Source organism: Cupriavidus taiwanensis (assembly GCF_900250075.1).
Classification (GTDB): Bacteria; Pseudomonadota; Gammaproteobacteria; order Burkholderiales; family Burkholderiaceae; genus Cupriavidus; species Cupriavidus taiwanensis_C.
The window spans coordinates 17435-35206 of record NZ_LT977071.1; the positions used below are offsets into that span (position 1 = coordinate 17435).

15 protein-coding genes are annotated in these 17772 nt (G+C 68.7%); 5 read left to right on the top strand and 10 right to left on the bottom strand.

Annotated elements, in window-relative coordinates:
* Positions 1 to 25: 25 nt before the first annotated feature.
* From CBM2588_RS16540 to CBM2588_RS16550, 3 genes are all read left to right on the top strand, one after another.
* Positions 26 to 1261, top strand: coding sequence for an acyl-CoA dehydrogenase family protein (locus tag CBM2588_RS16540; RefSeq protein WP_115681527.1), 1236 nt, complete (start codon positions 26 to 28; stop codon positions 1259 to 1261).
* Between the two features lie 890 nt (positions 1262 to 2151).
* Complete coding sequence (locus tag CBM2588_RS16545) at positions 2152 to 3288, top strand: FAD-dependent monooxygenase (protein WP_115681528.1); 1137 nt, start codon at positions 2152 to 2154, stop codon at positions 3286 to 3288.
* Positions 3289 to 3359: 71 nt separating this feature from the next.
* A complete protein-coding gene (locus tag CBM2588_RS16550; RefSeq protein ID WP_115681529.1) occupies positions 3360 to 4199 on the top strand; it encodes an IclR family transcriptional regulator in 840 nt (279 codons plus the stop codon).
* Here CBM2588_RS16550 and CBM2588_RS16555 read toward each other — a convergent pair.
* From CBM2588_RS16555 to CBM2588_RS16585, 7 genes are all read right to left on the bottom strand, one after another.
* Complete coding sequence (locus CBM2588_RS16555; RefSeq protein ID WP_115681530.1) at positions 4186 to 5199, bottom strand: tripartite tricarboxylate transporter substrate binding protein; 1014 nt, start codon at positions 5197 to 5199, stop codon at positions 4186 to 4188. The genes CBM2588_RS16550 and CBM2588_RS16555 overlap by 14 nt on opposite strands.
* Before the next feature lie 34 nt (positions 5200 to 5233).
* Positions 5234 to 6085 (bottom strand): IclR family transcriptional regulator, encoded by an 852-nt coding sequence (locus CBM2588_RS16560; RefSeq protein WP_115681531.1) that lies wholly within the window; start codon positions 6083 to 6085, stop codon positions 5234 to 5236.
* A gap of 102 nt (positions 6086 to 6187) precedes the next feature.
* Entirely contained in the window at positions 6188 to 6937 is a 750-nt protein-coding gene (locus tag CBM2588_RS16565) for a CoxG family protein (RefSeq protein WP_115681532.1), read from the bottom strand.
* Positions 6927 to 7403 carry a (2Fe-2S)-binding protein gene (locus CBM2588_RS16570; protein WP_115681533.1) on the bottom strand — a complete coding sequence of 159 codons (477 nt, stop codon included), beginning with the start codon at positions 7401 to 7403 and terminating at the stop codon, positions 6927 to 6929. Before CBM2588_RS16570 ends, CBM2588_RS16565 begins: the two co-directional genes overlap by 11 nt.
* A gap of 11 nt (positions 7404 to 7414) precedes the next feature.
* Entirely contained in the window at positions 7415 to 8281 is an 867-nt protein-coding gene (locus CBM2588_RS16575; protein ID WP_115681534.1) for an FAD binding domain-containing protein, read from the bottom strand.
* Positions 8274 to 10565, bottom strand: coding sequence for a xanthine dehydrogenase family protein molybdopterin-binding subunit (locus CBM2588_RS16580; RefSeq protein WP_115681535.1), 2292 nt, complete (start codon positions 10563 to 10565; stop codon positions 8274 to 8276). Before CBM2588_RS16580 ends, CBM2588_RS16575 begins: the two co-directional genes overlap by 8 nt.
* Positions 10566 to 10626: 61 nt before the next feature.
* On the bottom strand, positions 10627 to 11622 hold the full coding sequence (locus tag CBM2588_RS16585) for a Bug family tripartite tricarboxylate transporter substrate binding protein (RefSeq protein WP_172583623.1): 996 nt from the start codon (positions 11620 to 11622) through the stop codon (positions 10627 to 10629).
* A gap of 322 nt (positions 11623 to 11944) precedes the next feature.
* Between CBM2588_RS16585 and CBM2588_RS16590 the strand changes: the two genes are divergently transcribed.
* Together CBM2588_RS16590 and CBM2588_RS16595 are read left to right on the top strand one after the other, a co-directional pair.
* Positions 11945 to 12472 (top strand): MarR family winged helix-turn-helix transcriptional regulator, encoded by a 528-nt coding sequence (locus CBM2588_RS16590; protein ID WP_115681537.1) that lies wholly within the window; start codon positions 11945 to 11947, stop codon positions 12470 to 12472.
* Positions 12473 to 12694: 222 nt separating this feature from the next.
* Entirely contained in the window at positions 12695 to 13936 is a 1242-nt protein-coding gene (locus CBM2588_RS16595; RefSeq protein WP_115681538.1) for an ABC transporter substrate-binding protein, read from the top strand.
* 73 nt (positions 13937 to 14009) lie between these two features.
* Here the strand turns inward: CBM2588_RS16595 and CBM2588_RS16600 are convergent, their stop codons facing one another.
* From CBM2588_RS16600 to CBM2588_RS16610, 3 genes are all read right to left on the bottom strand, one after another.
* Entirely contained in the window at positions 14010 to 15431 is a 1422-nt protein-coding gene (locus CBM2588_RS16600; protein ID WP_231942178.1) for an MFS transporter, read from the bottom strand.
* 277 nt (positions 15432 to 15708) lie between these two features.
* A complete protein-coding gene (locus tag CBM2588_RS16605; RefSeq protein ID WP_115681539.1) occupies positions 15709 to 16665 on the bottom strand; it encodes a PDR/VanB family oxidoreductase in 957 nt (318 codons plus the stop codon).
* A gap of 114 nt (positions 16666 to 16779) precedes the next feature.
* Positions 16780 to 17754 (bottom strand): VOC family protein, encoded by a 975-nt coding sequence (locus CBM2588_RS16610; RefSeq protein WP_115681540.1) that lies wholly within the window; start codon positions 17752 to 17754, stop codon positions 16780 to 16782.
* Between the last annotated feature and the right edge of the window lie 18 nt (positions 17755 to 17772).

The window sequence follows — 17772 nt, forward strand, 5'->3', positions numbered from 1 at the left end:
GATCGAATACCAGAGAGGCCCGCCGATGCATCTCGATTTCTCTCCCCAAGACCAGCAGTTTCGCGAAGAAGTGCGCGCCTGGATTGCGCAGGCCTATGACGCCGACCTGCGCGCAATGATGGCGCAGTCCAAGAACGGTTACCTCGACAAGGCCGGACAGGTGCGCTGGCAGAAGGCGCTGCACGCGCGCGGCTGGGCCGCGCCGAACTGGCCGAAGGAATACGGCGGCCCGGGCTGGGGCGCAACCGAGCGCTTTATCTTCCAGTCCGAACTGGCCGCCGCGGGATGCCCGCCGGTATCGCCGATGGGCCTGAAGATGGTCGCGCCGGTGATCATGAAATACGGCACGCCCGAGCAGAAGCAGCGCTTCCTGCCGCCGATCCTGAGCTCCGACGTGTGGTGGTGCCAGGGCTATTCCGAGCCCAACTCCGGCTCCGACCTGGCGTCGCTGCAGCTGCGCGCCGACCACTGCACCGACAGCGACGGCGAGCACTACGTCCTGAACGGCTCCAAGATCTGGACCACGCATGCGCAATGGGCCGACTGGATGTTCTGCCTGGTGCGCACCAGCCGCGAATCGAAGCGCCAGGAAGGGATCTCGTTCCTGCTGCTCGACATGCACACGCCGGGCATCACGGTGTCGGCGCTACCGACGCTGGATGGCCCCATGCCCGGCCAGCAGGAGGTGAACCAGGTCTTCTTCGAGAACGTGCGGGTGCCGGTGGCCAACCGCATCGGCGAGGAAGGCAAGGGCTGGACCTACGCCAAGTACCTGCTGGAATTCGAGCGCGGCGGCACGTATAGCCCGATGCTGCGCAAGCAGCTTTCCAAGATTGCGGAGATCGCCGCGGAGCAGCCCGGCGATGACGGTGGCCCGCTGCTGGACGACCCGCTGTTCCGGCACAAGCTGGCCGCGCTGCACCTGCGTGCGGCGGCGCTGGAAGCGGTTGAGTTGCGGGTGTTTTCCGGGGTGGAATCGGGCACCTCGATCGGCGCGGCTTCCAGCATGCTCAAGCTCACGGGCACCGAGACGCTGCAGGCGGCGAGCGAACTTGCGGTGGAGGCGGCGGGGCCTGCGGCGCTGCCGTTCGTGCAGGACACCTGGGCGGAACTGCAGGGGCGCGATGCGCCGGCGCGGGTCGGGGCTGACTATGCTGCGGTGCTGGCGCCGCGCTATTTCAACTATCGGAAGGCGTCGATCTATGGGGGGTCTAATGAGATCCAGCGGAACATTATTGCGAAGCTTGTTTTGGGGCTTTGAGGGGGGTGGGGTTTCGAAAGATCTCGTCTTTTGGGGTGGGCGCTGTTGGTGACATGCTGTCGGCTCTTGAACCGCGTGGTTCCGCCCTGCTGGGCGGGTCACTTTTTGGCCGAGCGCCAAAACGTAACCAAAAAGCGCGTTTACTGCCCTGCGGGCGGCATGTCTTATCGTAGTGGGCCTGGGGGTTTTCGTACGGGGCTTTGCTTCCTCGCATAGCGGGACTGCCTGCCGCAGGGGTGCGCCACGGTGGTAGGGGGGTTGAAGTGTTGGTTGAACGAGCCCAGAGCGCGGAGTGGCCCCTGCTGCCGGCCTTACCGTAGGAACGCCTACGGCTGCGCTGCATCGCCGGCCCTATCGCGCGGCGTGTGCCCTGGCACGGGACGCATCGCTGCGCTCGCTTGGCGCTGCCGGTGCGACTCGGCCGGCGGATCGCACAACGCATTTGGCTGCATTCGCGCAAACACCCAATGCCGGCCAGCGCAATCGAGCCTGCGCAGCAGCCGCAGGCGTCCCCGCGATACGGCCGGCAGCAGGCTGCCTACACCCTCATTGGGATCGTCCAATAGTGGGTGATCGAAGGCACCGCCCCTGACTCACATAGCGTAGCAGGGCCGAACGGGCACCCACGCCCAAACGGAAAGCACCACCGCGCGACCCACCAGCGCCGTGAAATTGATTGCCAGCCGCACAGGCGACGCGCTTTTTGGTTACTTTTGGGCCAAAAAGTGACTCGCCGGCCACGCCGGCGAAACAGCCGCGCCCGCCAAGAACGATAACGGCGGCAATTCCCCCTAGGGTTCCCCCTTAATTGACGCTCACCCCACTCCCCCATATATTTTTATGAACATTCAGTTCATTTTTGAACACATCCCAACGGTCAGCTGGAAAAAATGTCTCTCAAAATCGGAATCAACGGCGCCGGCATCGGCGGCCTCGCCGCGGCCATCGCGCTGCGCAAGCTCGGCATGGAAGCCGTGGTCTACGAACAAGCTCCCCGCTTTGCCCGCGTCGGCGCCGACATCAACCTGACCCCCAACGCCGTGCGCGCCCTGGACGGGCTGGGCGTGGGCGAGGCCCTGCGTGAAACCGCGGCGCGTCCCAGCCACCGCATCAGCCGCATGTGGGATTCCGGCGCCGAAACCTCGCGCCTGCCGATGCAGGACGAAGCCGAGCGGCGCTATGGCGCGCCGCAGTTGACCATGCACCGCGCCGACCTGATGACGGCGCTGGAAGCCGCCGTGCCAGGCGCGTGCGTGCGGCTGGATCACAAGGCCGTGGCGATCGAGACCCGCGCCGATGGCGCGACGCTGCGCTTTGCCAACGGCGCGCAGGACGATGTCGACGTGCTGGTCGGCGCCGACGGCATCCACTCCACCGTGCGCACCGCGCTGTTCGGCCAGGAAAGCCCGATCTTCACCGGCGTGGTCGCGTATCGCGCCGTGGTGCCGGCCGCGCGCCTGGCCGGCGTGCCCAACCTGGGCGCCTTCACCAAATGGTGGGGTCCGGACGCTGCCACGCAGATCGTCACCTTTCCGCTCAACCGCGGCCGCGACATCTTTATCTTCGCCACGGTCGCGCAGGAAGCCTGGCGCCATGAGTCATGGACCACGCCGGGCCGCGTGGAAGACCTGCGCAGCGCCTATGCCGGCTTCCACCCCGAGGCACGCGCGCTGCTCGACGCCTGCGACGACGTGTTGATCTCCGCGCTGTACGTGCGCGATCCGCTGCCGGCGTGGTCGGCTGGGCCGGTCACGCTGATGGGCGACGCCTGCCATCCGATGATGCCGTTCATGGCGCAGGGCGCGGGCATGGCGATCGAGGACGGCGTGGTGCTGGCGCGCTGCCTGGCCGATGCCGCGGGCGACGGTGCCGCCGGCGTGCCGGCCGCGCTGGCGCGCTACCAGGCCGCGCGCCACGCGCGCACCAGCCGCATCCAGATCGGCTCGCGCAGCAATGCCTGGCTCAAGGAAGGCGGCAATGCCGACTGGGTGTACGATTACGACGCCTGGAACGTCGCCCTCGGCTGAAGCCGCGGCCCAGCGTTCCATGCCAGCACGGCCGCCAGCGCGGCCGTTTTCCATGGATAGTCAACGCCAACATGCCCAAATCCCGCCTGCCGACCGAACCCGACGACGACGCAGCATCGGAAGACGCCCGCGAGGCGCAACTGGTGTCGCCGGTCATCCGCGGCCTGCGCCTGCTGCGCTTTATCGCCGAAGGCGGCGCCACCGCCAACCTGAGCGAGGTCGGCCGCCGCATCGACGTGAACCGGGTCACCGTGATGCGCCTGCTCGATACGCTCGAGCATGAAGGCATGGTCGAGCGGCTGCCCCAGGGCGGCCACCAGGTCGGCTTCAATTTCCTGAAGCTGGCCTCGCGCGTACTGGCCTCCAACGACCTGACCAGCTTTGCCGGGCGCGTGCTGGCGCGGCTCAGTGCGTCGCTGCAGCTGTCGGCCTACCTGGCGGTGCGCGATGGCGGCGATGCACTCTACCTGCTGCGGCAGATGCCGGCCGCCGCGCTGGTCAGCAATATCCAGGTGGGCAGCCGCGTTGCCGCGCACCTGACCACGCCGGGCCGGATGCTGATTGCCGAGCTGCCGCCCGAGACGCTGCGCGAATTGCTGGGGCCCGATCCGCTGCCGGCGGCCACCGGGCAGAGCCCGGCAACCCATGCGCGCCTGGCCGAGATCCTGGCCGCGGACCGCGAACGCGGCTGCGCCTGGAGTTTCTCGGCATACGAGCCGGGCATCGACGCCTGCGCGGCGCCGGTGCGCGGCGCCGACGGCGCGGTGATCGCCGCCATCAGCGTGGCCGGGCCGCAGCAGCGTTTCGAGGCCGACGGCACGCTGCGCGAGCGCGTGGCGAAGGAAGTCCGGCAAGCCGCGCGCGACCTGTCGGGCCTGATGGGTTACCGGGGCGGCGCTACTCCGCGGTGATGCCGTACTGGCGGATCACCTTTGCCCACGTTGCGGTTTCCTCGCGGATGCGCTGAGCCAGCGCCTGCGGCGTGCTGCCCACCGGCTCCATGCCCTGGCGCTGCAGTTCGGCGCGCACCGCCGGCCTGGCCAGCAGCGCCCGCACGTCGGCGCCAAGCGCATCGGCCGCGGGCTGCGGCGTGGCTTTCGGCGCCAGCAGCGCGTACCAGGAACTGACGTCGATGCCGGGCACGCCCTGCTCCGCCAGCGACGGCACATTGGGCGCGGCCGGCGACCGTTGCGGCTGCGTCACCGCCAGCGCGCGCAGCGCGCCGGATTGGATGAACGGCGCCAGCGTCGGCCAGGTGCCGAACAGCATCGGCACCTGCCCGCCCACCACGTCGTTGAGCGCCTGCGTGGTGCCCTTGTACGGCACGTGCAGCAGCGTGATGCCGGCGTGGTGGCGGAACAGTTCGCCAGCCAGGTGCAGGCCGCTGCCGACGCCCGGGCTGGCGTAGCCCAGCGGCTTGCCCGACTTGTCGGCCTGCCTGGCCAGGCTGACCAGCTCCTGTACCGAATGCGCCTGCACCGACGGGTGCACCGCCAGCACGTTAGGCGAGCCCGCCAGCAGCGACACCGGCCGGAAATCGCGCTCGACGTTGTAGGCCAGCGCCGGCATCAGGGTCGGGTTGATGGTCAGGTTGCCGGCGGGTGCCACCAGCAGGGTGCAGCCATCGCCCGGCGCGCGCCGCACCACGTCGATGCCGATATTGCCGTTGGCACCCGGCTTGTTGTCGACCACGAAGGGTGTGCCGCGCTGCTGCTGCAGCCCGTGGGCCAGCGTGCGCGCAAGCTGGTCCGCCGGCCCGCCCGCCGGGAACGGCACCACGATGCGCACATTGGCGCAAGCGGCCTGTGCTGCCGGCCCGGGCAGGCATGCCGCCAGCGCCACGGCCAGCGCCGTGCCGGCCAGCCATCGGCGCCGCCGTGGCGCCCGCTTTCCTTGCATGCGTTGCTGCATCTTGTCTTTCCTGTAGCGGGGCGGCACCTTGCCGTCAGGCGAACGGCCTGGGCACCTCTGGCCGGTAATCGAGCAACCGCGACAACTCGGCGGCGGCCCGCCGCACCTGTTCCACCATGTTGTCGAGCTGGTCCGGGTCGATGCGTGCGGCCGGGATAGTGGCGCCCAGCGCGGCCGTCACCTTGCCGCTGCGGTCACGCACCGGCGCCGCGATAGTGGAGATGCTGGCCTCGAAGAACCCTTCGTGCAGCACATAGCCGCGCTGGCGGTCGCGCTGGACCATCTCGTACAGCTCTTCGACCGTGCGCGGCGTGCTTTCGGAATAGACCTCCAGCCGCTCTTCCGGATAGAGCGCGCGCAGTTCGGCCAGCGACAGGTCTTCCAGCAGCACGCGTCCCAGCACCGTGGCATGCGCGGGCAGCCGGGTGCCGACATTGACCGTGCTGGCGAACGGACGCGATGCCACCGACTTCGCCACATAAACGATGGAGCGCCCGTCGCGCACCACCAGGTTGCACGGGTAATGGATCTCGTCGCGCAGCCGGTCGAGCAGCGGACGGCCCAGCTCGGTCAGCTCCAGCGAGGCCAGGTAGTCGAAACCGAGGCGCAGCACCGCCATGCCCAGCCGGAACTCGCGCCCGCCGTCGGTGCGCTCGACGAAGCCCATCATTTCCAGCGTCGCCAGCAGGCGGAACACCGTCGAGCGCGGCACCTTGAGGCGGCGCGCCAGCTCGGCGGCCGACAGCGTGCGCTCGCGGCTGCTGAACTCGCCCAGCAGGCGCAGGCCCCGCTCCAGCCCCGGCACGATGTACCTGTCCTGCGCGCTGTCGGGCGCACCCTCCTGGCCGCCTTCCTGCGTATCGTCCTGCGGCGAATCGGTCGTCATGGTCTGTCTCTGCAATATTCGGTCTTGGCGCAACGTTCTCATATATCACGCCCGCACCCGATAGGGTACCCGTATTGCGGACAATCCCTGCCGGCCAGGCCGCTATGCGCCGGGGCGCAGGTAGTCGCGCAGCCATGCCGCGCACTGCTCGCCGTGCGCCGCGGGCCAGCGCACCACGATGGTTTCGTCATGGCGGCGCAGTTCGATGCAGATGTCGGCAAGCGATCCGCGCCCGGCGTCCCGGCGCCCCAGCAGCCGCGCGAGCAGTCCGGCCGGTGCTGGCGGCGCGGGCTCCGGCGGCGCCCCCCGCACCGGGTGGCCGTTGGCGGCCGGGCGCGGCGCGACGGCAGCCGCCTGCGCCGCCGTGGCCGCTTGCCGGGCCGGCCCGGGTGCGGGCTGCGCGGCCTGCGGCGACAGCCGCGCCAGCAGGTTGGCACCAAACTCGTCCCACATGCGGTCGGCCTTGGTCTTCATCACGCTCAGGCCGAAGGTGCCCAGCCGGCCCAGCACATCGACCTGCACCCGGATGCGCAGCTGTGTGCCGCCATGGTCCAGCGGCGTCAGGAACAGCTCGCTCGACTGCCGCAGCGAGCTGGCAACCGAAGCGTCCTCGCCGGTGCCCTCGGTACGCAGGTAATGGGGCGCGCGGGTCTCGACGATCTTCGTATGCAGCCGGAAGCGCGCGTTGATGAAGGCGATCTTTACCGCCATGTGCGCGACGTACTCGACCTCGCTGAGCACTTCGATCGATTCCATGCCGGGCACGCACGCGCCCATCACGTTGGGGTCGAGCAGCAGCTCCCACACGCGCGCCGGCGGCGCCGCGGTGACCAGGGTCTTTTCAATTTCCACGCATTGCCTCCGCGGCGGACAGGACCGATTCGACGATGCCGACATAGCCGGTGCAACGACACAGGTTGCCGTTCAGGCCATGGCGGACCTCCTCTTCAGTCGGGTTGGGGTTGTTGGCGAGCAGTGCGCACGCCGCCATCAGGAAGCCCGGCGTGCAATAGCCGCACTGCAGTCCGCCGTGCTCCATGAAGCTTTGCTGCAGCGGATGCAGCTGGCCGTCGGCGGCCAGGCCCTCCACGGTCATCACATGGCGGCCGCGCGCCTGCACCGCGAGCATCAGGCAGGACTTGACCACCTCGCCGTCGACCAGCACGGAGCAGGCGCCGCAGATGCCGGTCTCGCAGCCGCGCTTGGTGCCGGTCAGGTTCAGGTCGTCGCGCAGCAGGTCGGCAAGCAGGCGCCGCGCCGGCACCTGCACCCGGTGTTCTTCACCGTTGACGGTGACTTCGATGGTGACTGGGTTCATGGGTAGGCTCCTTAGTCCGATGCCACGCCGAACAATGCGGCAATGGTGCGGCGCGCGACCACGCGCACCATCTCGCGGCGGTAGGCTTCGGCCCCGCGCGCGTCCGATACCGCGTTGATGTCCTCGGCGACGATGGCCGCGGCCTGCGCGGCAAGTTCCGCCGTTACCGCCTTGCCCGCCAGCAGCGCCTCGGCGCGCCGCAGCCGGCATGGCACCGGCGTGGAGGCGCCCACCGCCAGGCGGGCCTCGATGCAGAACGCGCCCTCGCGCCGCACCGACAGCGCCACGCTGGCCAGCGGGCGATGCTCGGCGGCCGTGCGCAGGAAGCGCGCATAGCGGCCATCGGCGCCGGCACCCGGCGCGGGCACGCGGATCTGCGTGACGATCTCGTCCGGCGCCAGCGCCGTGACGTAGTAGTCGACCAGGAAGTCTTCGATGTCGATCACGCGCTCGCCGCCGCGGCCGCTGACCACCACCTGCGCGCCCAGCGCCATCAGGCAACCGGGAGGATCGGTGGCCGGGTCGGCATAGCACAGGTTGCCGCCCAGCGTGCCCTGGTTGCGCACCTGCGGATTGGCCACGCGAGCGGCCATGCTGGCCAGCATCGGATAGTGCGCCTGCACCAGCGGCGAGCGCGCGAGCTCGGCATGCAAGGTCAGCGCGCCGATGCGCAGGCCTTCGCGCGCGTCGAAGCTGATGCCGCGAAGCCCATCGAGCCGGCCCAGCGACACCAGGTGGCTAGGCGCCAGCATGCGCTGGCGCATGCCCAGCATCAGCGCCGTGCCGCCGGCAAAGAGGCGGCAGCTGTCGCCCAGGTCGGCCAGCATGGCGCTGGCTTCGGCCACGGTGGCCGGCTCCAGGAAGGCAAAGTCACGCATGGGCGGCCTCCGTTTCGCGCAGCGCACGCAGGCCCGCCAGCACCTTTTCCGGCGTGATCGGCAGCGACTGGATGCGCACGCCGACCGCGTCGAACACGGCATTGGCGATTGCTGCCGCGCCCGGCAGGATCGCGGTCTCGCTGGCGCCCTTGGCGCCGTAGGGGCCGTTGGGGTCGTTCGATTCCACCACGTCGGTGCGCAGCATCGGCACCGCGTCGGCGGTGGGCATGGTGTAGTCGGCAAAGTTGCCGTTCATCAGGCGGCCGTCCTCGTATTGCAGGTGCTCGTACAGGGTCCAGCCGATCGCCTGCACGGTGGCGCCATGGGTCTGGCCGTGCACCGCGAGCGGGTTGATGGCCTTGCCGCAGTCGTCGGCGACAAAGCTGTCGATCACGGTGACCTGGCCGGTGCGGATGTCGACCTCTACTTCCACCGCCTGCGCCGCGAACGAATGCGCGGGGGCGACGTTGCCGTAATAGTCGGCGTCGTGCATCACCGTGGGCGCGTCGTAGCTGGCGCGCACGTGGATGCCCTCGCCGCCATGGCGGAAGATATGCAGCCGCGCGATCTCGGCCAGCGTGGCGGACTTGTCAGGCTGGTCGGGCACCGCGATGCGGCCATCGGCGATCACCAGTTGCCGCGCATCGACGCCGAGCTTTTCCGCCGCCAGCGCCAGCAGCTTCTGCCGCGCCTCGCGCGCCGCGCGCAGCACCGCGTTGCCCGAGATGATGGTCACGCGCGACGCCAGCGAGCCCAGGCAGAACGGCGCGGTATCGGTATCCGGCGCCATCACGGTGACGTGCGACAGCGGAATGCCCAGCTCCTGCGCGCAGATCTGGCTGAGCATGGTGTTGGCGCCCTGCCCCATGTCGCACTCACTGGTCTGCAGCATCACGCGCCCGTCCTCGTTCATCTTGAGCAGGATGGTCGAGCCGTCCCAGTTGCCCAGCGTGCGGTTGCCGCTGACATGCATCGCCGCGGCAATCCCCACGCCGCGCCGGCGCGTGCCGGCGCCGCGCGGGACGGCGCGCTTTTCGTCCCAGCCAATGGCGCGGCGGGTCATGTCCAGGCATTCGGCCATGCCGGTGCTGCTGATCTTCCAGCCATGCACGCTGGTCTCGCCGGCGCCGATGGCATTGCGCTTGTGCAATTCGATCGGGTCGATGCCGAGCATGCCAGCCAGCACCGTCAGGTGGCAGTTCAGCGGAAACTGCATCTGCTGCCCGCCAAAGCCGCGGAAAGCGCCGCGCGGGGGGTTGTTGGTATAGGCCAGCACCGCGTGCGAGCGCACGTTGTGCAGGCGGTGCATGTTGTCGCTGCGCATGGCGGTGACGTGCATCACATCGCCGGCAAGGCCGGAATAGGCGCCGCACTCGGCCGTGATGCGCACGTCCTTGGCCAGGATCACGCCGTCGGCGTCAACGCCCAGGCGCAGCCAGACCTGCATCGGCACGCTGGCGCGCGCGCCCTGGAAGTCTTCGAGCCGATTGTTGACCAGCCGCACCGGGCGCTCCAGCCGGCTGGCCAGGAAGGCGCAGATCAGGCTGTTGTTCTCTTCGACGATCTTGGCGCCGAAGCCGCCGCCGGTGGTGGCCTGCACCACGCGGATGGTCGAGACCGGCCGGTCCAGCGCCTCGGCCAGCCGCGCGCGCGCCAGGAACACCGACTGCGTCGACGCCCACACCGTAAGCCGCCCGTTGCCGTCCTGCGCCGCGACCGAGGCCATCGGCTCGAGGTAGCCGGGGTACTGCGAGTGCATGTCGTAGGTCGCCTCGTATACCGCGGCGCACGCCGCGAAGGCGGCCTCGACGTCGCCGCGCTCGATGCGCATTTCATGGCCGATATTGCCCGTACCGGCGTGGATCTCCGGCGCGCCCGCGGCCAGCGCCGCGGCCGGCGTCAGCAGCGCGGGCAGCGTCTCGTACTCGACCCGGACCAGGTCCAGCGCATCGCGCGCGATCTCCTCGCTGACCGCCACCACCGCCGCCACTTCCTCGCCGACGTGTCGCACCACGCCGCAGGCCAGGATGCGCTGCTCCTTGCGGTGCGGCCCCCAGTGGCGGGCGGGCACGTCGTACCCCGTTACCACCAGCTTCACCCCGGGCAGCGCCCTGGCGGCGGCGGTGTCGATGCGCACGATGCGCGCGTGCGGGTGCGGGCTGCGCAGCACCTTGGCGTGCAGCATGCCGGGCAGCTTGAGGTCGCCGGCATACTGCGCGCGTCCCATGACCTTTTCCCGCGCGGTCACCTGCGGCGTGGACGTTCCCACGATGGCCCTGCTCATGCCGGCCTCCTGTCTGTCGTTATCCATGGCGTGGCGCTGGACGGCGATGCGCTGGCGCCGCTCATTCCGCGGCAATCGCCAGCTCGCGGACCACCTTGCCCAGGCGCTCGTAGTCGGCCGCGTTGACCTTCTCCAGCGCGGCCGGCGCGCCGCCGACGGGGATGGCGCCGAAGGTGGCCATCTTGTCGGCCACCTCGGGCAGGCGCAGCACCTCGTTGAGTTGCTGGTTCAGTGTCCTGACCACCTCGGGTGGCGTGCCTTTGGGCGCCATGACACCGTGCCACGCGCCGACCACCACGTCCTTGTAGCCCAGCTCGGCCAGCGTCGGCACGTTGGGCAGCAGCGGCGAGCGGCGGGCATCGGTGATCGCCAGCGGGATCAGCCGGCCGGTGTTGATGTATTGCGCCACCGGGCCCAGCGTGACGTAGGCAAACGGCACGTGCCCCGCCACCACATCGTTGACCGCGGGGGCCACGCCCTTGTAGGGGACGTGCTGGATCTTCACGGCGGCGGCGCGGTTCAGCATCTCGCCGGCGATATGCATCGGCGAACCCGCGCCCGGGCTGCCATAGGTCAGCGCCTTGCCGCCCCGGGCCGCGGCCACCATCTCGCCCACGGTCTTTACGCCCGCCTGCGGGTTGGCCACCAGCAGCACCGCCTGCACGGCGGTCTGGATCACCGGCGTAAAGCCGTGCAGCGGGTCATAGCTGGCCGACGGCGCCAGCTTCAGCACCATCGGCGCCAGCGTGAACGGATTCGGCGTGTACAGCAGCGTGTAGCCGTCCGCCGGCGCACGGCTGACAAACGCGGCACCTACCACGCCGCCGGCGCCGGGACGGTTTTCGACGATGACCGGCTGCTTCAGGCGGGCCGACAGCTTGTCGGCGTAGAGCCGGGCCATGGCGTCGGTATCGCCGCCTGGCGGGTAGGCCACCACCATGGTCACGGCCTTGGCCGGATACGTGGTGGCGGCCAGCGCGCTGCCCGTGCTCAGGCCGAGCACGGCCATGGCGGCAATTGCGACGGCAGCGGCGCGTCGGGGACGTTGTTGTCTCATCTACAGCTCCTGTGGGGGCGCATTCGCGACGACGAAGTCAGCGGTTGTGCTCATCGCGAAAACAGGGGTGGCTTGGGAACAACTCTCTTCGGTTGTTTTATTAATGAAACGCAAGTTCAATAAAGGAACACAACCATCCTAGGCACTGCAAGTTGACAACTCAACTTACGTTAACCACTAATTGACGGATTGTGCTTTTTGCGGATTTATTTGCGCTCATCCGGATCGCCACACGGTGGCGGCAATGGCAAGCGCCTGTGAGACAATCTGCCCCGCCCACCGGCCACGCATCCTGGCCGGCAGACCAGACCAAGAGGAACGCATGCCCCGTGATGCCGCGCCCGCCCATGGCACGCCCGCGCCCACCCCTGCCCCCGCCGCCAACGCCAGCCCGTGGACGGACCTCGACGAGGCCGGCAGCGGCCTGACCGTCGACAACTTCCTGACCACGATGCTGAGCCAGCTGGTCACCGCGCTGCGCAGCACGGTCACCAAGCCCTATGCGGAACAGTTCGGCCTGACCGTGCCCGAATGGCGCATCCTGGCGTTGCTGGCCCATGCGCGCACGCTGCCGTTTGCCGAGCTGGTGACGCAGTCGACCTCGGACAAGGCGCTGGTCAGCCGCACCCTGCGGCTGCTGGAAGACCGCGGGCTGGTGCAGCTGACCTCCGCCGGCAATACCCCACGCAAGAAGCTGCTGTGCGCCATCACCGAGGCCGGCATCGCGCTGCACGACCAGGTGATGCCGCTGGCGCGGCGCGGCCAGGCCGAGGTGATCCGGCAGCTGTCGCCGCAGGAGCGCGAGGCGGTGTACCAGGGACTGCGCAAGTTGTTGCGCGCCCAGGCATAAAACGAAAGGGCCGCGGCGAGCGCGGCCTGTTTTCCTTGCGCAAGACTTCTCCACGCCGGGCATGACGGCACCAGCCAGATCGCCTATAACGTCTGCTACCGGTTTCCTGTAAGGAACACCGGATCCAGGCGACGAACAGCGCGACCAACCCGCGCGGCGACGCCGATCGCCACGGCCTGGCCTGGCCAGTAGGAGAAATCACTACACACGGGAGGAGACACCATGACGCTTTGCCACTCGATCCGACGCCGGTCCGCCGGCGTGCTCGCGGTTGCCGCGGCGCTGGCCTGCGGCGCCGCACAGGCCCAGCCCAGGGCGTCGATTTCCGACGACGTGGTCAAGCTCGGCATGCTGCTCGACATGAGCGGCCTGTACGCCGACGTCACCGGCCGCGGCAGCGCCACCGCGGCGCAGATGGCGATCGACGATTTCGGCGGCAAGGTGCTCGGCAAGAAGATCGAGCTGGTGGTGGTCGATCACCAGAACAAGGCCGATATCGCCGCCAACAAGGCACGCGAGTGGTACGACGCCGGCAATGTCGACGCCATCCTCGACGTGGCCGCCTCGGCGCCCGCGCTGGCAGTGCTGGAAGTGGCGAAGCAGAAGAACCGCATCGTGGTGTTCTCGGGGCCGGGCACCGAGCGCATCACCAACGACCTGTGCACGCCGGTGTCAGTGCACTACGCCTACGACACCTACGCGCTTGCCAACACCACCGCGCGCGCCACCGTGCAGCGCGGCGGCAAGAGCTGGTTCTTCCTGACCGCCGACTACGCCTTCGGGCACACGCTGCAAGACTCCGCCACCGCGGTCATCAACGAGACCGGCGGCAAGGTGGTGGGGGCCGCGCGCCACCCGATCGGCGCCAGCGACTTCGCCTCGTACCTGCTGCAGGCGCAGGCCAGCAAGGCGCAGATCGTCGGTCTGGCCAACGCCGGCGGCGACGCCATCAACGCGATCAAGGCGGCATCGGAATTCGGCCTCACGCGCAACCACGCCCAGCGCATGGCGGGGCTGCTGCTGTACGTCAACGACATCCACGCCCTCGGGCTGAAGACCACGGCCGGCCTGCTGCTGACCGAAGGCTTCTACTGGGACATGAACGACGCCACCCGCGCCTGGTCGCGACGCTATTTCGAGAAGCTGAAGAAGATGCCCAACATGAGCCAGGCCGGCGCCTATTCGTCGGTGACGCACTACCTGAAGGCGGTGCAGGCGGCGGGCACCGACGAGACCGCGGCGGTAATGAAGCAGATGAAGTCGATGCCGATCAACGACTTCTTCGCGAAGAACGGCCGCATCCGCGACGACGGCCGCATGATCCACGACATGTACCTGTTCGAGGTAAAGACGCCGGCCGAATCGAAATACCCGTGGGACTACTACAAGGTGGTGGCGACGGTGCCGGGCGAGCAGGCCTTCATGCCGGCATCGAAGTCGAAATGCCCGCTGCTGCGGCACTGAGAGCGTTGATCCAGGTACCACAAGCCGCACTGCCCATGCGCTCCTGACGGAAGCAGCACGGGCACGTGCCCGCTCAGACCTCCAGCTCCTCCAGCACCCGTCCCTTGGTCTCGATGCCCAGGCAATGTACGGTGACGGCCGCCAGCGCCGGCACCACCGACAGCGCAAAGAAGGCGAAGCTCAGGTCGCCGCTGCCGATGGTGCTGGCGATCAGCCCCGGCGCGAAGATCGCCGCCAGCTTCAGCCAGGCCCCGCCGAGGCCGCAGCCCATGGCCCGCACGCTGGTCGGGTACAGCTCCGGCGTATAGACGTAGGCGGTGATGAAGCCGCTGGCGAGGAAGCCCATCGCCAGCGCGCAGAAGGTCGCGACCACGTACACGCTGGCGGCGTGGAACACGCCCGCCAGCACCAGCGACAGCGCGCACAGCAGGAACGACACATTGATCACCGGCTTGCGCCCGACCTTGTCGACAATCATGGCGCAGACCAGCGACCCCACCACGCCCAGCACCGATGCCGCGGCGGCCAGGTTCAGCGCCAGCTGCAGCGGCGCATGGTAGACGGTCTTGTAGACCGTGGGCAGCCAGGTCGACAGCCCGTACTGGATGAAGCCGCAGGTGGCCCACAGCATCCACACCGCCATGGTGCGCCCTACGTAGGCCTTGCTGACCAGGTCCCGCACGCGGCGGCGCGGGTGCTGGGTCATGCGGTCGTAGGCGCTGGCATTCTGCGGCGGCGGCAGCGGTCCTTTGGCGCGCGCCTCGAACGCGCGCAGCGCGGCGTCGGCTTCTTCCAGGCGGCCCTTCTCGGCCAGCCAGCGTGGCGATTCGGGGATCACGCGCTTCAGGAGGAAGAACAGCACCAGCGGCACGCCGCCGATGAAGTACATGACCTCCCAGCCATAGTGCGGCACCAGCCAGGCACCAACGCCGTTGGATACCATCAGGCCGATCGGGAACACCACCTCGTACAACAGCACGAAGCGCCCGCGGCCGTGCGCGCGCGTGACTTCGTTGATATAGGTGGCGGCCACCGGCAGTTCGCCGCCAAGGCCCAGGCCCTGCACGATGCGCAGCAGCAGGAAGATCTCGAACGACGGCGCGAAGCCACAGGCAATGCTCATCAGGCCGATGATGCCCGCGCTCCAGCCGATCGAGCGCAAGCGGCCGAAGCGCTCGGCCAGCCCGGGGAACAGCAGCGCACCGACCAGCTGGCCGACCGAGGGCGCCGCGATCAGGACGCCGATCTGCGCCGGCGTCAGCGACCATTGCGCGATCAGCAGCGGCAGCGTGGCGGCGATGGCGATGACGTCGAAGCCATCGAAGAAGGTGGCCAGGCCGATCAGCAGCCGGGCGCGGACATGCATGGCGTTGCCCGGCATGCGCTCGATGCGGGCGACGATATTGCCGCGCGTGACCGGGCCGCTGCGGGCGGTGGCCGCGGCGCCCTGGCCGGCACTGTCGGCCGTGGTCACGATACCTGCGGTGGCGGCCACCGGTGCGCCGGGGGACGCTGCGTCTTGTCTCTGGGTTAGCACGGGTATTTTTTGGGTTGGGTCTTTCGAATGGCTCCCCTCTCCCGCTTGCGGGAGAGGGGTTGGGGGAGAGGGCAGGCGCTTGCAGGCGGCAGATGCCTGGCTTGCACGGCGGCCTTGGTGAGGAAGTCGGGACTTGGCAGCGTGCTGGCTGCGGCCAGCGCTGGCCCTCTCCCCCGCCCCTCTCCCGCTTGCGGGAGAGGGGAGAAAACACTCGCGGAACGAGCAGACCGCAGGATTACAAATCCAGCACCAGCTTGCTGCCCTTGCAACCGGACACGCACACCATCATGGTCTTGTTGCTGGCGCGCTCGCTGTTGCTCAGCACGCTGTCGCGGTGGTCCGGGCAGCCTTCCAGCACCGCGGTCTCGCACGAGCCGCACACGCCTTCGCGGCAGCTGTACTCGACCTCCACGCCGGAGTCGAGCAGCGCATCGAGCAGCGACTTGCCAGACGGCACCTTGACCAGCGAGCCGGTGCGCGACAGTTGCACCACGTATTCGCCTTCCTGCACCGCCTCGGTCGACGGATCGGCGGCAAAGCGCTCGATATGGACGTTGGGGTAGGCATGCGCCTCGCACGCGGCTTCGAACGCATTCAGCATCGGGCCCGGGCCGCAGCAATAGAAGTGCGTCTGCGCATCCTGTCCGCCAAGCATTGCCTTCAGGTCCGGCGGCGCGCCCGCTTCGTCGTCGAAGTGGAAGCGCACCGCGTCGCCATAGGCCGACAGCGGTTCGACGAATGCCGCCTCGGCGCGCGAACGCGCGCAGTAGATCAGCGTGAACGACTTGCCCAGCTCGGCCAGCCGGCGCGCCATGCAGACGATCGGCGTGACGCCGATGCCGCCGGCGACCAGCACCGTATGCGCTGCGCTCTCGTCCAGCTCGAAGTTGTTGCGCGGCGCGCCCACCGTCAGCGTGGTGCCCACGCGCAGCTGCTCATGCACGTAGCGCGAGCCGCCGCGGCTGCCGCGGTCCAGCAGCACGCCCACGGTGTAGCGGTTGCGCGCTTCCGGCGCGCCGCACAGCGAGTAGCTGCGCACCAGGCCGTTACCCAGGTGCAGGTCGATATGGGCGCCCGGGCTGTACTCGGGCAGGGGCTTCCCTTCGGGGTCTTGCAGTTCGATGCTGACCACGCCGCGCGCTTCAAAACGCATGGCCTGGACGCGCAGGGTCAGGGACTGGTGGGCACTCATTGCTGCTTCCTTCGTTCGTCGTTCCCGCGCAGGCGGGAACCCAGTGACTTTGCTTTTCGCCAGCGTTTCAAAGACGCTGGGCTCCCGCCTTCGCGGGAGCGACGGTGGTTATGCTTACCGCTTCTCGGTCAGGAACTTGCCTGCCGGGCCGCCGGCGTTCTTCTGGCGGCGGGTGTTGCCGTCGATGCCGCCCTCGATCGCCCATTCGGCGAACATGGTCGGCCCCGGCTCGAAGGCGCGCGCCTCCCAGTGTTCGTCGAGCTGGTCTTCATCGGCGTAGTACTCGATCAGGCCGCCGGCCGGGTTCTTGAAGTACCAGAAGTAGGCCGAGGAAATCGGGTGCCGGCCCGGGCCGAGCTGCGTGTCCCAGCCCTTGCGCGAGACGTGCATGCCGCCGCCGAACACCTCATGGATATCGCGCACGGTGAAGGCGACGTGGTTCAGGCCGCTCTTCGGTTCCGGCAGCTGCAGCAGGAACAGGTCGTGGTGGCCGCCGTCCGTGGTGCAGCGCAGGAACGCGCCGCGGTCCGGGTAGCGGTCGGACGGCACGAAGCCGAACTTCTCCACATAGAACTGCTCGGTGGCCTTGACGTCCTTCACGAAGAACACCACGTGGCCCACTTCGATCGGCGTGGCGTGGTCGTAGATCGGGCTGCGCTGGTTCATGCGCGGCTTGTCGTTCCACGTATTCATCAGCGCGCATTCGACCTGCACGTCATGCTTGCGCGTGACCTGGAAACGCACCGCCAGGCCATTCGGGTCGGTGCAGCCGATGCGCAGCGCGGCGCCTTCGCCTTGCTTCACAAAGCCCGGCGCATCGGCGATCGCGTCAGCCAGATGGTCGAGCGATGCCTGCGACTCGACCCCCCACACCACTTCGCGCAGCGTCGGGCCGGCCTCGATCGCGGGCGGCAGCGACGGATCATCGATGCGGCGCACCAGCACGCGGCAGCCGTTCAGCGTTTCGAAGTCCAGGCCCTGCGCGTCATCGCGCTTGATGGCCAGGCCCCAGTCGGTGAAAAAGCCACGGCAGGCGTCAAAGTCATCCGCGCCGTAGACGATCTCGTCGATTCCCAATACCTTGATCATTGCTTCTCTCCTGCGTGC